General features: G+C 71.2%; 12 protein-coding genes and 1 pseudogene. 4 read left to right on the plus strand and 9 right to left on the minus strand.

The genetic code is table 11. From position 1 onward, the window contains the following. A partial coding sequence (locus tag B1L11_RS42150) for an RICIN domain-containing protein (protein WP_143737943.1) occupies positions 1–529 on the plus strand: 529 nt, incomplete at its 5' end. A gap of 374 nt (positions 530–903) precedes the next feature. Further along, a complete protein-coding gene (locus B1L11_RS42155; protein ID WP_143737944.1) occupies positions 904–1593 on the plus strand; it encodes a hypothetical protein in 690 nt (229 codons plus the stop codon). A gap of 189 nt (positions 1594–1782) precedes the next feature. On the opposite strand, the gene B1L11_RS42160 is transcribed toward B1L11_RS42155, so the two are convergent. Together B1L11_RS42160 and B1L11_RS47650 are read right to left on the minus strand one after the other, a co-directional pair. Beyond that, positions 1783–2634 carry a regulatory iron-sulfur-containing complex subunit RicT gene (locus B1L11_RS42160; protein ID WP_079320784.1) on the minus strand — a complete coding sequence of 284 codons (852 nt, stop codon included), beginning with the start codon at positions 2632–2634 and terminating at the stop codon, positions 1783–1785. Between the two features lie 190 nt (positions 2635–2824). After that, entirely contained in the window at positions 2825–3559 is a 735-nt protein-coding gene (locus B1L11_RS47650) for a hypothetical protein (RefSeq protein ID WP_179155574.1), read from the minus strand. Positions 3560–3658: 99 nt separating this feature from the next. Here B1L11_RS47650 and B1L11_RS49265 point away from each other — a divergent pair, with 99 nt between their 5' ends. Beyond that, positions 3659–3853: a hypothetical protein gene (locus B1L11_RS49265; protein WP_079320778.1), complete on the plus strand. Its 195-nt coding sequence runs from the start codon at positions 3659–3661 to the stop codon at positions 3851–3853. Positions 3854–4409: 556 nt separating this feature from the next. On the opposite strand, the gene B1L11_RS42175 is transcribed toward B1L11_RS49265, so the two are convergent. The 6 genes and pseudogenes from B1L11_RS42175 to topA form a co-directional block, all read right to left on the minus strand. Further along, entirely contained in the window at positions 4410–4922 is a 513-nt protein-coding gene (locus tag B1L11_RS42175) for a SigE family RNA polymerase sigma factor (RefSeq protein ID WP_256863372.1), read from the minus strand. 86 nt (positions 4923–5008) lie between these two features. Next, positions 5009–6180: pseudogene (locus tag B1L11_RS42180) on the minus strand (DNA polymerase III subunit delta'). Positions 6181–6186: 6 nt separating this feature from the next. Next, on the minus strand, positions 6187–8250 hold the full coding sequence (gene tmk, locus B1L11_RS42185; RefSeq protein WP_079320780.1) for a dTMP kinase: 2064 nt from the start codon (positions 8248–8250) through the stop codon (positions 6187–6189). Positions 8251–8405: 155 nt separating this feature from the next. Beyond that, positions 8406–9212, minus strand: coding sequence for a metallophosphoesterase (locus B1L11_RS53375; protein ID WP_256863373.1), 807 nt, complete (start codon positions 9210–9212; stop codon positions 8406–8408). Beyond that, positions 9173–9715 (minus strand): hypothetical protein, encoded by a 543-nt coding sequence (locus B1L11_RS53380; protein WP_256863374.1) that lies wholly within the window; start codon positions 9713–9715, stop codon positions 9173–9175. The genes B1L11_RS53375 and B1L11_RS53380 overlap by 40 nt, the downstream gene beginning before the upstream one ends. A gap of 171 nt (positions 9716–9886) precedes the next feature. Further along, positions 9887–12565, minus strand: a complete 2679-nt coding sequence (topA, locus tag B1L11_RS42195) for a type I DNA topoisomerase (RefSeq protein ID WP_256863375.1) — start codon at positions 12563–12565, stop codon at positions 9887–9889. Positions 12566–12833: 268 nt separating this feature from the next. Between topA and B1L11_RS42200 the strand changes: the two genes are divergently transcribed. Next, the gene (locus B1L11_RS42200) at positions 12834–13019 is read left to right on the plus strand and encodes a DUF5703 family protein (protein WP_079320786.1); all 186 of its coding nucleotides are present in this window, start codon (positions 12834–12836) and stop codon (positions 13017–13019) included. A 337-nt stretch (positions 13020–13356) separates the two neighbouring features. Here B1L11_RS42200 and B1L11_RS42205 read toward each other — a convergent pair. Continuing rightward, the coding region (locus B1L11_RS42205) for a chaplin (RefSeq protein ID WP_218671658.1) at positions 13357–14207 on the minus strand (851 nt) is incomplete at its 5' end.

Genomic DNA, 14207 nt, shown 5'->3' on the forward strand with positions numbered 1-14207 from the left:
CCACGACCTGTACCTCAGATTCACCGGCGGCAGCGGCTACCTGTTCAACATGAACTGGTGGCAGTTCACCGGCAACGACGGACCGACCACATCACCCTCGCCGTCGCCCACGCCGTCTCCCTCGCCGACGGGCACTCCGCAGGCGACGAACGCGATCCGGGGTACGGGCTCGGGCCGGTGCCTGGATGTCACCGAGGCCTCACAGGCCAACGGGGCACAGGTGCAGATCTGGGATTGCAACGGGCAGCCCAATCAGCAGTGGGCCTCCACGAGCGCGGGTGAGCTGCGCGTCTACGGCAACAAGTGCCTGGACATGAACGGCGCGGGCACGGCGGACGGCACGGCGGTGATCACCTGGGACTGCAACGGTCAGAACAACCAGAAGTGGCGCTTCAACTCCGACGGCACCATCACCGCGGTCGGGGCGAACAAGTGCCTGGACGTGTCGAACTACGGCACCGCCAACGGCAGCAAGGTGCACATCTGGACCTGCCACGGCGAGAGCAACCAGCAGTGGACCCGCACCTGACTCCGTCCCCAGCCCTCTGCCCGCCACGGTGAAGGCACGGTGCGTGAAGGCACGGTGCGTGAAGGCACGGTGCGTGAAGGCACGGTGCGTGAAGGCACGGTGCAGGCACCGTGACGGCCGGCAGTTCGGCGATCGACGGCCAACGATCAACCAGGTGAGGGGCGGCACGCTGTCGTCGTCCCTCACCTGTACGAGCTCCTGACACCGACAGCGCGCAGCACCCGGAGGGCACCATCCGGACGGGGTTGTGCCCTTCACCGGGCACTTCAGCGGTCGCGCCAGGCCTCGGCCCAGTCCTCCGCGAGACGGCCGCCGCTGCTCGCGTCGGTTACTCTCTGGACACGATTTTCCCGGGGCTAGAAGGATGTCCAGCCGTGACTGCTGAGACTGGGACCGGAGAGCCTTCTGGTTGGAAGGCCGCCCTCGGGTGTGCGTTCCTGCTGACCCTGCTCGGGGCTGCCGCGCTGCTGGTGTGGGGAGGTTTCACCCTCATCCGAAACTTCAGCCGGTATGACCCGCCGCCCGGCTACGACGTCGGGAAGACCGTGGCGGTCACCCCTTCGTCCACCCGTTGCGACAGGCTGAAGGCGCCCGAGCTGCCCAAGTCGAAATCCCACGACATCAGGGCCCAACTCGAACACGACGCGCTCACCCGAGCGGTGCGGCTGACCTGCGATCTCGACGTCGAGGTCGCATGCCCCGAGGACTGCACCGCGACGTACCGGGGGAAGCAGATGCGCTTCGACGTGAGCGTCAAGTCGTGCGATACCCTCTTCTGCCGGTACACGATGAAGGCCGAGAACCGCTTCCTGTCACAACGCCGACTGAACGACGAGTTCTGGGAGCAGACCGGGAACGAGCGGAAGCGCGGGGCGGCGGTGCGATGCGACATCGTCCCGGGCGGCGTCGACCTGATCCCTCCGGATTCCGAAGGCGCCGCTCCGACGACCACCGGATATCGTTGCTACACCCGGAGGCCGAAGGCGGTGACCGACACCTACGAGGTCGTCATGGCCAGTAGCGAGATCTTCTTCCGGGACGAGGACGGGCAGCCCCCCCGCTGAGGTCATAGTCCGGTCCCTCCTCCGGCCCGCGTTCGGTCCTGGCTACACCCCCACCCCGACCGGTCGCATCGCCGCGTACGGCTCGCGGCACGTCTTTCCCGCCGCCGGGCGCGAAAGGGGCTGCCCTTCGAACAAAGTGGGCCCGAGGACGATCCAGAGCGCGCCGGGCCCCGGCGCACCGGAACTCGCCTACCCCTCGGGATCGCTCACGGCCACTGCCTGCGCGTCGCCGTACATCGCGTCATGCTGCTTGCGTGGGGCGCAGACGCTGGCCTTGGAGCAGGCGCAGCGGCGGCCGCCCTCGTTGAGGCGGACGATGACGGAGTCGGACGGCACGTTGTGGCCCACCACCGTGCCCGGGCCCTGCGGGGTGTCCACCGCGAGGCCCGTGCGCGGCGCCGACGCCCGGAACTCCTGGTAGAGCGGGTGCTCGTACTTCAAGCAGCACATCAGCCTGCCGCAGGCGCCCGCGATCCTGAGCGGGTTGACCGGGAGGTCCTGGTCCTTGGCCATCCGCACCGAGACGGGCTCGAAGTCCTTGAGGAACGTCGCACAGCACAGGTCGCGTCCGCAGGGGCCGATGCCGCCCTGGAGCCTGGCCTCGTCACGCGGGCCGATCTGCCGCAGTTCGACCCGGGCCCGCAGGTTGCGGGCCAGGTCGCGCACCAGCGCGCGGAAGTCGACCCGGTGGGGCGCGGAGAAGTACACGGTGTAGATGTTGTCGGCGTCCAGGTAGTCGACGCCGACCACCTTCATCGGAAGCTCGTGCCGCTTGATCAGGCGCTTGGACACACTGCGGGCCTCCGCCCTGCGGCGGCGGTTGGTCTCGTCGCGGGCCAGGTGCTCCTCGGCCGCGATGCCCTGACAGACGGGCAGGCCCTCGACGTCCTCGCTCACGTACTGCGGCGCCCACACGCACTCGGCGACCTCGGGCCCGGAGTCCGTCGGGACGAGGACCTTGTCGCCCACCTTGGGAGAGTGGCCGCCCGGATCGAGGTAGTAGAGCCGTCCATAGCGAGTGAAGCTCACCGCCATCATCATGCCCACGCGCCGGCCCTCCTCGATCCCGTACGGCTGTCGCGCCCCAAACGCCTCAGCGCTCGAACCCACCATACGTGCCGTACGGCACCGGCAATCATCGCCTGTGGACAACCTCTCGGCGGACCGGGAGACCCGGCCCGCCGGAGACGTCCGTCCACAGGCCGTCCTACAGTGCCGTCCTACCGCCCTCCTACCAGGCCGCCGTCCGTGCGACGCCGCCGTCGTCCGTGAACAGCGTGCGATACCCGGATTCCGTCACCTGTCCCGTCTCGTCCGGCCTGACCACCAACACGAACCGCCCGGTGCCGTCCACGTCGACGCGCTCGAAGGGGGGCCGTCCGTCCTCATCCCGATAGAGGGTCTGCACGGCCCGCCCGGTGCCGACGTCGTACGCCACGACCTCGTCGACGGCCCCCGCGAGCTTGGACTCACCCTGCACCCGCGCCAGCTTGCTCCAGCCCACCACCGCCAGGACGCGTCCGCCGTCGGGGGTGAGGGTGATGTCGTAGACCCCGCTCGTCGTCGGAACGGACGATCCCCCCAGCTTGATCGCACGTACGTCGTCGAGTCCGCCGGAGGTTCCGGTGTCGAGCACCCACACCGTCTGGGACATCGAGCACTCCCAGGCCACCGTCGTCGCGGGTCCGCCTGCGGGAGGCGTCGTGCCCGAGGCCGGATTCTCCGTCGGGACCTGCACCGTCCTGGCCGGCAACAGGCAGGTCCACCCCTTGGGCAGCGGCGGAGCGGAGGGCCCGGCCGACGCCGCCACGGACCGCTCTCGTGGTGCCTGCGCCGCATCCGTTGCCGCAGGAGCAGCCGGGGAGGGCGCCGTTCCCGACTCTCCCGGGGTCGCCCACGACTCCGGCAGGACGCCGCCGTCGTCCTGCGGGAGAGCCGACTCCACGGCGGCTGAATCCCGGGGCACCTCCTGCGTTGTTTCCGGCTCCGCAACGGCTTCCGGCTCCGCAACGGCTTCCGGCTCCGTGGCGCGTCCGGGGTCGCGCCCGGCGGCCCCGACGGCCGCGTGATCGCCTCCGTCGAAGTCCCCCAGACCACGCCCGCCCGGCGGAACACGAGGGTGCGCCCGTCGTCGCTCATCGAGACGTCCTCGACGGCCGACGTCCTTCCAGAGATCCAGGCACGGCTGTCGCCGGTCGCCGTATCCATGACGATCAGCGACGCGCCCTGTCTGCCCGGCGTACAGGGAGACAGCCCGTAGGCCAGCCTGGAGCCGTCTCCGTTCACCGCGAGTGAGGTGACCCTGCCCTCCCCAGGCGTGAACGGAAGCTCGCCGATGGAGCCGACCTCCCCGCTGTCGCCGAGGCTGAACCAGTAGAAGCGGGACCGGCACGTGTCCTGCTCGGCCACGGCGTAGAAGAGCCGGTTGTCCCGGACGGCCTGCACCTGGGTGAACCGCTCGCCCTCCGGCCCGGGCACCGTGGCCGTCACGTGGCCGTCGGCGACACTCCTGACCGCGATGTTCCCGGAGCGGATCTGCACAAGGAAGGACGGCTCGGCGGCCGGGCCCGCCGTCGTGCCGGCGGCCGTGTCCATGGTCCCGCCGCCGTGGCGCGCGACGGCCACCCCGCCCGCGACCGCGACGGTCACGGCGGCCGCCGCCGCGACCGGAACCAGCCGAGGCCCGCTCCCCCGGGCGGCGCCCACGCGCGTACGGCGGCGGGCGGGGACGGCGGCGGAGTCGAACGGCGGCACGGCCTCGACCGTGTCCCCCACCGCGCGGGTGGCGTCCTGCAACCGGCGGATGACGTCGTCGTTCATCGGGTCTCTCCCAGGAGGCGGCCGAGCGCGTCGAGCGCCCGGGAGGTGGTGGACTTCACGGTGCCCCGGCTGATCTTCATGACCCGGGCCGTCTCCTCTTCGGACAGCTCGGCGTAGTAGCGCAGGACCAGGGCCTCCCGCTGGCGCCGGGGCAGGCGGTGGAGTGCCTCCATGACCTCCCGCCGCTCCACGCCGAGGATCGCGGCGGACTCGGCCGACCAGACGGGCGGGTCGTACGCGCCGGCGAACCAGGACGGCATCCGCCGCCTGCGCAGCACGGAGCGGGCGTTGTTCAGCACAGCGGCGCGCACGTAGACGAGCGCCTTGTCCCGGTCACGCAGGCCGTCGAAGCGCCGGTGCAGGCCGAGGAACGCCTCCTGCACCACGTCCTCGGCGCTCTCCCGGTCGCCGACCATGATCAGAGCCAGCCGGGTGAGGCCGAGGGCGTGCTCGGCGTAGAGCCCGCTGATCGTGTCGTCGGCGCCCGCCGACAGGGGCGGGACGCTCACGGGCCCCCCGGATTGCTCATCGAGATCGAGCGTTTCGGCCTTCATGTACCAGAGACGCCGTACGCCCGCCGGGGTTGCTTGGCGTCCTACGCGGGCGAGCGGAGAGCGAGGGTCATGGCCTCGACCGCGATCTGCGGGTTCACGTTGGCCGCCAGCCGCTCCCGGCACTTCATGATCGCGTCCGTACGGCGCAGCGTCTGCTCGGGAGTGGACGCGCGCGCGACGGCCTCCACCTCGTGCCTGCGGTCCTCGTTGGCCAGCTCGACCGAGGCCCCGAACTGCACGGCCAGCACGTCGCGGTAGAACGCCACGAGTTCGAGCAGCGCGAGGTCGAGGGAGTCGCGCTTGATGCGGGTCGCCCGCGACTTCTGCATGGTCTCGAGTTCCTTGAGCGCGCCCGCGCCGCCCCGCACGAGGCCCTTGTTGAGCCCCTTGCCGGAGGAGCCCTCGCCGTAGACCTTGCGCAACTCGGCGGTCTCGACCTCGTTCAGCGCGGTCGTGGCCGCGTCGGCGTCCTCGGTGGAGGTCTTCACCAGCCGCTCGGCGGCGGTGATGCACTCCGCCACACCGGTGAGCGACCGGGGGATCGACAGCACGTCGTCGCGCCGGCGCCGCGTCTCCTCGTCCAGCGCGAGCCGCCGCGCCCGGCCGATGTCCCCCTGGGCCGCCCGCGCGGCGTCGAGCGCCACGTCGTGGGGCACCCCGTCGCGGGTCACCAGCACGTTCGCGACCGCCTCGGTGGAGGGCGTGCCCAGCGTCACGACCCGGCAACGCGAGCGGATCGTGATGATCATGTCGTCCGGCGAGGGCGCGCACAGCAGCCACACGGTCCGCGGCGGCGGCTCCTCGATGGCCTTGAGCAGCGCGTTGGCCGCCGCCTCTGTCACCCGGTCGGCGTCCTCGAACAGCACGATCCGCCAGCGGCCGAGGGTGGGCGCCCCTGCCGACTTGAGCACGAGTTCACGCGTCTGCCGCACGCTGTACGACAGGCCCTCGGGCCGGACGAACGTGACGTCCGGGTGCGAGCCGACCTCGACCTGGTGGCAGGCGTCGCAGTGGCCGCACCCCTGGTCAGGGCAGAGCAGCGAGGCCGCGAACGCCGTGGCGGCCGCGGACCGCAGGGCCGGCCCGGTGAACAGCCAGGCGTGGGTCATGCCCGCGCGCGGCCTCCGGCGACGACCTCGGCCGCGGCCGACGCGGCCCGCCGCATCACGTCGATCGCCCGGTCCTGCCCGATCAGATCTCCGAAAACGGTCATGCGCGGCTACCCGAAGTCGCGGATGGCGGGCATGGTGCCGGTGGCCTCCTCGGCCTCCTGCGGCACCGGGTCGGGCAGGATCTCACGCACCCGGTCCTGGATCAGGCGCGTCACCTCCCGCTGGTCCAGCGTGCCGTCCACGACCAGGTAGCGGTCGGAGTCGGCCGCCGCCAGCGCCCGGAACTCCCGCCGCACCCGCTCGTGGAACTCCAGCGGCTCCGCCTCGATGCGGTCGGCGGGCGAGGCCATCCGCCGCAGCCCGACCGCGGGCGGCACGTCGATGAGTACGGTCAGGTCGGGGACGAGCCCGCCCGTCGCCCACCTGTTGATCCTCGCGACGTCCTCCGGGTCGAGCGACCGCCCGGCGCCCTGGTAGGCCAGCGACGAGTCCACGTACCTGTCGGAGATCACGGTCGAGCCGCGCTGCAACGCGGGCCTGATGACCTTCTCCACGTGCTCGGCCCGGTCGGCGGCGTACAGCATCGCCTCGGCCCGCGGCGACAGGCCCTGGTGGGCGGCGTCGAGCAGGATCGCCCGCAGCCGCATGCCGACCTTGGTCGAGCCCGGCTCGCGGGTCTGCACGACGTCGAAGCCCTGGTCGCGCAGCCAGATCGCGAGCAGCCGCGACTGGGTGGTCTTGCCCGAGCCCTCGCCGCCCTCGAAGGCGATGAACAGCCCGCGATCGGGATCCGCCTCCTCCGGCACGAACCGCCGGCCGCGCAGGGCGGTCAGCAGGTCGACCGCGATGGGAACGCCCGGCCGGTCGTCCATGTGCCGCAGCGCGACCACCCCGACGGCGATCGCCAGCAGCGCCCCCAGGAGCAGCACGAGGTTCGTGCCGTCGAAGCGGTAGCTGATCCCGGCGATCCGGAGTGCGTGCGTGCCGAACAGCGCGGCCAGTGTGGACGCCACCGCCACGACCAGCAGCAGCACCACCCGGGCCAGCGACTGCAGGAAGGAGAACGTACGGCCGCGCAGCCCGTCCTCCACCTCCAGGCCGATCACCGTGTAGCCGATGATCCAGGCGATGCCGGCGCAGGCGCCCAGCACCACGGTCAGCACGACCACGACGACCAGGTTCTGGATGAGCGAGACGGCGGCCAGCGTCAGCCCCGCGAGCACGATCGACAGCCCGAACAGCCGCCGCCTGGACAGGCCCTTCAGCAGCCGCAGGCCGAAGAACATGCCGAACGCCATGCCGAGGAAGACGGCGCAGAACACCGCGCCGTACCCCGCGTCACCGCCGCCCAGGGCCTGCACGTACGCCTTGGCGACCCCGATGACGGCGCCCCCGGCGGCGAACGCGCCGAGCATGCCGATGATCAGGCCGCGGACGACGCGGTTGCCGCCGACGAACCGCCAGCCCTCGGTGATCTGCCGGAGCACCGAGGGCGCGGACACGTGCCTGATGTGGTTCTTCGGAATGGCCCGCAGCGTGAAGACCATCACGGCGGAGGCGAGGTAGGCCAGCGCGTTGACGTACAGCGCCACGCTGGTGGCGGCGACGTCGAACGACGGGGCGGCCGCCGAGATCGTCGTGACCACGCCCGACACGATCGCGAACAGCGCCGCGGCCACGGGGGCGGTGCCGTACGTGACGAGGAGGTTGAGCTGGTTGGCCTCCTCGAGCCGCTCCTTGGGCACGAGGTTGGGCACGGTGGCGTCCTTGGCGGGCACCCAGAAGAGGTTCACGCACTCGACCAGGAACGTCGCGATGATCACCCACTGGTAGACGCCGACCAGCGGGATCGACAGCACCACCGCGAACCTGGCGAGGTCGGCGACGACCATCGTCAGCCTGCGGTCGAACCGGTCGGCCACCGCTCCCGCGAGCGGACCGAGCAGGATCGCGGGCAGCATCTTGGCGACGAAGACGCCGCCGATGGCGAGGCTCTGCGCCTGGAAGCCGGATCCCGCGGTCAGGTTACCGGCCAGGGCGGTCAGCGCGATGATGTTGAGCCAGTCGCCGAGGCTGCACGTCGCCATCGCCGTCCACAGTCTGCGGAACGGCGCGTTCGCCAGCACGTGCGGCTGCTTGCGTCGCGCGGCGGCCCGGCCAGGGGTGCTCATGATGTCAGCGTATCCAGGTGCTCGCTGGGCTTGGGAGACGGACGAGCGGGCCACTGGGGCCTGCCCGTCGCCTGAGGGTATTACGTCCGCCTCGTCCTCGCTGTCGAGATGGCGCCAATGCTCTGCCCGGTTCCGCTCCCGCGGACCGGGCGCGGTCAGGTCCGCAGCTCGACGAGGGTGATCTCGGGCGGCGCGCCCACGCGGACCGGCGGCCCCCAGAAGCCCGCACCTCGTGTCACGTAGACCTGGGTGTCGCCGCCGCCCGTGCGCGGCACGCTCGCCAGCCCCGCCACCACGGGCTGCTGCAGCGGCACGAGCAGGTTGAACGGCGCCATCTGCCCGCCGTGGGTGTGCCCGGACAGCTGGAGGTCGACGCCGTGCGCGGCGGCCTGCGTCACCTGGACGGGCTGGTGGGCCATGAGCACGACGGGCCGGTTCGCGTCGCGGCCTCCGAGCGCCTTGCCGAAGTCCGGGCCGTCGCCCGACGGCACGCCGTTGAGGTCGTTGACGCCCGCGAGGTCCAGCACGGCTCCCGCGTGCCGGATCTCGACCCGCTCGTTGCGCAGCGGCCGGACGCCCAGCGAGCGCAGCTCCTCGATCCATTCCTGGGGGCCTGCGGCGGTGTAGTACTCGTGGTTGCCGGTCACGAAATACGCGCCATAGCGGGATTCGAGGGACCTGAGCGGCGTGGCGAGACGACCGAGCTCGGCGACCGTGCCGTCCACCAGGTCGCCCACGATCGTCACCGCGTCGGCCTGCAGACCGTTGATCATCCGGACGATCCGCTCGGTATGCCCCCGGCCGCTCAGCGGGCCGAGGTGGATGTCGCTGACGACCGCGATGCGCAGGCCGCTCATCCGGGGATCGAGCCGGGGCAGGCGGATCGGCACCCGCTCGATCACCGGATCGCCGAGTGCCCGGCTCACGCCGTAGCCCACGGTCGCGAGCGCTCCGGCGGCCACGACGGCGGAGGCCGTACGGGAGATGAACAGCCGGCGGTCGATCGCCGCGCGTCCGCCGCGGCCCCCTCCGCCGCCGGCCTGCCGGTCGTGGCCGTGCCGTGAGCGGTGGAGCCTCCCCCGGCCGCCGCTCCGGCGAGGACCACCTCGTCCACCGGCGCGCCTCCCCCCTCGGCCCGCTCGGCCGGGGCCGCGGCGGTCTCGGCCATACGGCGGCGTCTGGACACGACGAACGTGGCGACCGCCCGGGGCACCTCCATGACCAGGCCGAACACGAACAGGTAGAACATCACGGCCAGCCACAGATAGCCGGGCCAGGCCACGACCCGCTCGACGTCCATGCCGAGGCCGAGCCGGCTCCCGGCGAAGGTCACCACCATCACGACGGCCAGGATCACGAGCGCCCACGTCAGCACCCGGCGCGGACGCGATCCCGGCGTCGTCGACGCCCTGACCAGCCGCCGCCACAAGTAGAGGTGCACGACGACCACGGCCGTCAGAATCATGCCGACGAACCCCACGAGAACTCCCCTCGACCGGCTGGCGATCAAGGGCCGGCTGACGACGATGCTACGAGCTCACGCCGACAGCCGCGTCCGTTGTCCACAGCCGGGCCCGCCTGTGGACAACGTGCGATACCGCGCCCGCACCCAGCCCGCCGTCCGCGGGACCGGGGGTCAGGACTTGCCGGCGGGCTTCTTCGCGGCGGTCCTGGTCCGGGTCGTCGTGCGCTTGGCGGCGGGCGCCCGCTCCCGCCGCTCGGCCAGCAGCTCCGCCGCCCGCTCCAGCGTGATGTCCTCGACCGTGTCGCCCTTGCGCAGCGACGCGTTGGTCTCGCCGTCGGTGACGTACGGACCGAAGCGGCCCTCCTTCACCACGACCGGCTTCTTGGAGTTCGGGTCCTCGCCCAGCTCACGAAGGGGCGGCGCGGCGGCGGCACGGCCGCGTCCACGGGCCTTCGGCTGCGCGAACAGCTCCTTGGCCTGCTCGATGGTGATCGTGAGCAGGTCCTCCTCGGAGGCCAGCGAGCGCGAGTCGGTGCCCTTCTTGATGTACGGCCCGAACTTGCCGTTCTGCGCGGTCACCTCCTCGCCGTCGATCTCGCCGACGACCCTGGGCAGCTGGAGCAGCTTCAGCGCCTGCTCCAGTGTGATCGTGTCGAGGGACATCGTCTTGAACAGCGAGCTGGTCCGCGGCTTGGGCGCGTCGGCCTTCTTCGTCCGCTTCTTGCCGTCGGCCGGCGCCGGCTCCTCGGGCAGGATCTCCGTGACGTACGGGCCGAAACGACCGTCCTTGGCCACGATCCTCCGGCCGGTCGCCGGGTCGACGCCCAGCTCGCGGTCGCCGCTCGGGCGCGAGAACAGCTCCTCGGCCTTCTCGGCGGTCAGCTCGTCGGGCGCCATGTCCTCGGGAATGTTCACCCGGGCGCCGTCGCGGTCGAGGTACGGCCCGTAGCGGCCGACCCTGATCACGATGTCCGTGCCCTTGATCGGGAACGAGCTGATCTCCTTGGCGTCGATCTCGCCGAGGTCGGTGACCATCTCCTTCAGGCCCTCGTCGCCGTCCCCGCCGCCGAAGTAGAACCGGCGCAGCTCGGGCACCCGCTCGGCGCGGTCGTTGGCGATGTCGTCGAGGACCTTCTCCATCTCGGCCGTGAAGTCGTAGTCGACCAGGTTGCCGAAGTGCTGTTCGAGCAGGTTGACCACGGCGAACGCGAGGAACGACGGCACCAGGGCGGTGCCCTTCTTGAACACGTAGCCCCGGTCGAGGATCGTCCCGATGATCGACGCGTACGTCGACGGCCGCCCGATCTCCCGGTCTTCCAGCTCCTTGACCAGCGACGCCTCGGTGTACCGGGCGGGCGGCTTGGTCGAGTGCCCGAGCGCGGTCAGCTCGGCCGCCGTGAGCCGGTCGCCCTCGGCCAGCGTGGGCAGGCGCTTCTCCGAGTCGTCCCGGTCGGTCGAGGGGTCGTCCGCACCCTCGACGTACGCCTTGAGGAAGCCGTAGAAGGTGATCGTCCGGCCGGTGGCGCTGAACTCCACGTTCTCGCCGGCGCTGGATGTGCCGCCCACCTTGATCGACACCGACTCGCCGACCGCGTCCTTCATCTGGGAGGCGACCGTGCGCTGCCAGATCAGCTCGTACAGCCGGAACATGTCCCCGGACAGGCCGGTCTCGCCCGGCGTGCGGAACTCCTCGCCGGACGGCCGGATCGCCTCGTGCGCCTCCTGGGCGTTCTTCACCTTGCTGGTGTAGACGCGCGGCTTGTCCGGCACGTACGCCGAGCCGTACAGCTTGATCGCCTGGCTGCGGGCGGCGGCGACGGCGGTCTCCGACAGCGTGATGCTGTCGGTACGCATGTAGGTGATGTAGCCGTTCTCGTACAGCCGCTGGGCCACCTGCATCGTGTACTTGGCGGAGAAGCCCAGCTTGCGGCTCGCCTCCTGCTGCAGCGTCGTCGTCCGGAACGGCGCGTACGGCTTGCGCGTGTACGGCTTGCGCTCGACCGAGCGCACCGCGTAGGACACGCCCTCCAGGCGGCCGGCGAGGGCCGTCGCGGCGGCCTCGTCGAGGTGGAGGACGTCGGAGCCCTTCAGCCTGCCGGTGGAGGCGAAGTCGCGGCCCTGGGCCACGCGCCTGCCGCCCACACCGGTCAGCGTGGCGGAGAACGTCCGGGGGTCGTCGCCCGCCCGGCCGGTGTCGAACAGCGCCTGCAGGTCCCAGTAGTTCGCGGCGGTGAACGCCATGCGCTCCCGCTCGCGCTCCACCACGAGCCTGGTGGCGACCGACTGGACCCGACCGGCGGAGAGCCGCGGCTTGACCTTCTTCCACAGGACCGGGCTGACCTCGTAGCCGTACAGGCGGTCGAGGATGCGCCGGGTCTCCTGGGCGTCGACCAGGCGGAGGTTGAGGTCACGCGGATTGGAGACCGCGTCCCTGATCGCGTGCGGGGTGATCTCGTGGAACACCATGCGGTGCACCGGGATCTTGGGCTTGAGCACCTCGCGCAGGTGCCAGGCGATGGCCTCGCCCTCCCGGTCCTCGTCGGTGGCGAGGTAGAGCTCGTCGGCTTCCTTGAGAAGCTGCTTGAGCTTGGACACCTGCGACTTCTTGTCCGGGTTCACGACATAGAGCGGCTCGAACTCGTGATCGACGTTCACCCCAAGGCGGGCCCAGGCCTCGCTCTTGTACTTCTCCGGGATGTCATCGGCCTTCTCCGGAAGATCGCGGATGTGGCCGATGCTCGACTCGACGATGTAGCCGCGCCCGAGGTACCCGGCGATCGTCTTCGCCTTCGCGGGCGATTCCACGATCACCAGGCGGGTTCCGCCGGCGTTGCCGTTGTTGGCTGGCACGCTGCTTCCTACCTCGCTGTCCGCTGTCATTCCCCGTGCTGCCGGGCTTCGTACTCCCGGCTCATGACACCCTCGTCGTCCGGGCCGGGGGCACTTACCCCCGTGAGGCGCCGACGAGGCGCCGCTTTGAAGGTACCTGCCGCCGCACGTTCCTCCCCCTCGGGCTACCCGGTTATGTCCGGGAATGTAACCCGCCTGGCGCTGTTATCCACGGAGACGCAGAATAGAGCCCATCGAGTTCCCTAGCACGCCCCGGAGACCAATGGCTGTGCTCGACTACTCCTATCTGGACCTGTATCTCCCTCGGGGCACCCCTCGTGAGGTGGCGAGGCAGATGCTCACGGAGCATGCCGAGCACGGAGACTGGGAACTGGAGCGGCTACGCCTTTATCCCGACGGCAGCAGGCGCGTCCGGCTGCGTCGGAAGATCATACGGGCCGCCCGGACCATGTGAGCCCCGCGGGCGTGGACGCCACGGTCAAAAGGGCTTTGCCCATCCGCAATGCCGTCGGTGCCATGACCATAAGTGCTCGGATCCGTCCTGAAACAGTACCGGACAAAAGGGCTTTGCCCGCCCCGGGCCGCGCCCCCGGAACGGGCAAAGCGTTCGTGCCTCCCTCCACTGGCGGTGGGGGGGCGTCCTGGTCGCCCGCGCCGGGCAGCATCTGTCGGACACTCCCTGGCGCGGGCGAGTGATATCCCTCGCCTCCGTCAGCCGCGCGCCGCCGGGTCACTTCCGTACGGCCGTCGCCGCCGGAGGTGCTCCCGCGCCGTCACGCGCGGCCGTACGGCTACTTGCGGCCGAACCGGAAGCGGCGGGTGACGGCGAACAGGCTCGCCGAAGCGGCGAACATGGCACCGAGAGCCAGAGCGAGGAACGACGCCGGGTTCATCCCGGTCAGGCCGACGGGCTGCTCGGCGCTCATCAGCTTGAGGCCGCTCAGCTTGCCCAGCGGCAGCACGTCGGTGCTCTTCCCGAGGTCGCCGGTCGGGAGGTTGCGCGCCGTGTCGGCGACGGGCAGCGAGGCGGTCGCGTCCTCCAGCGTCTGGTTGGTGGGCAGCGAGCGAGTCGCGTCGTCGAGCGTGCCGCCGGCCTTGGAGACGGCCGCGGGGGTGCCGGCGCCCTTCTTGCCCTTAGCGGCGGGAACGGCGGGCAGGCTCGGGGTCTCCGGCAGGCCGAGCATGTTCGGCAGGTCGCCGACGACCGGAGCGGAGGGAGCGGCGGCGGCACTCATCTGCTGCACCGTGTGCTTGCCCGACAGCACCGACGCACCCGGCATGGCGGGCATGACCGCGCCGCGGGCGCTCTTGTGCTGGACCCAGTAGCCGTGGTGCTTCCAGCCGCCGCCCACCTGGGCGCCGCCCAGGCACCCCGCGGCGGCGTCGCCGAGCACGGCCACCGAGTTGCCGCAGACGTTGATCGGCGCGGTGATCGGGGCGACGATCTGGTTGCCCGCGAGGATCCCGTGCCTGCCCGAGGTGATGTTGCCGCCCGCGCCGGCACCGCCGCCGAGGACCGAGGCGCCGCCCCGGCAGCCCGCGTGGGACCGGCCGATGACGCTCACCGCGTTGCCGCAGACGTTGTATCGGGGGCCGTGATCGGGGGCGACCACCTGGGTTGCCCCCGCAGGATGACCGCGAC

Origin of the sequence: Microbispora sp. GKU 823 (assembly GCF_002027145.1) — a bacterium.
Classification (GTDB): domain Bacteria; phylum Actinomycetota; class Actinomycetes; order Streptosporangiales; family Streptosporangiaceae; genus Microbispora; species Microbispora siamensis.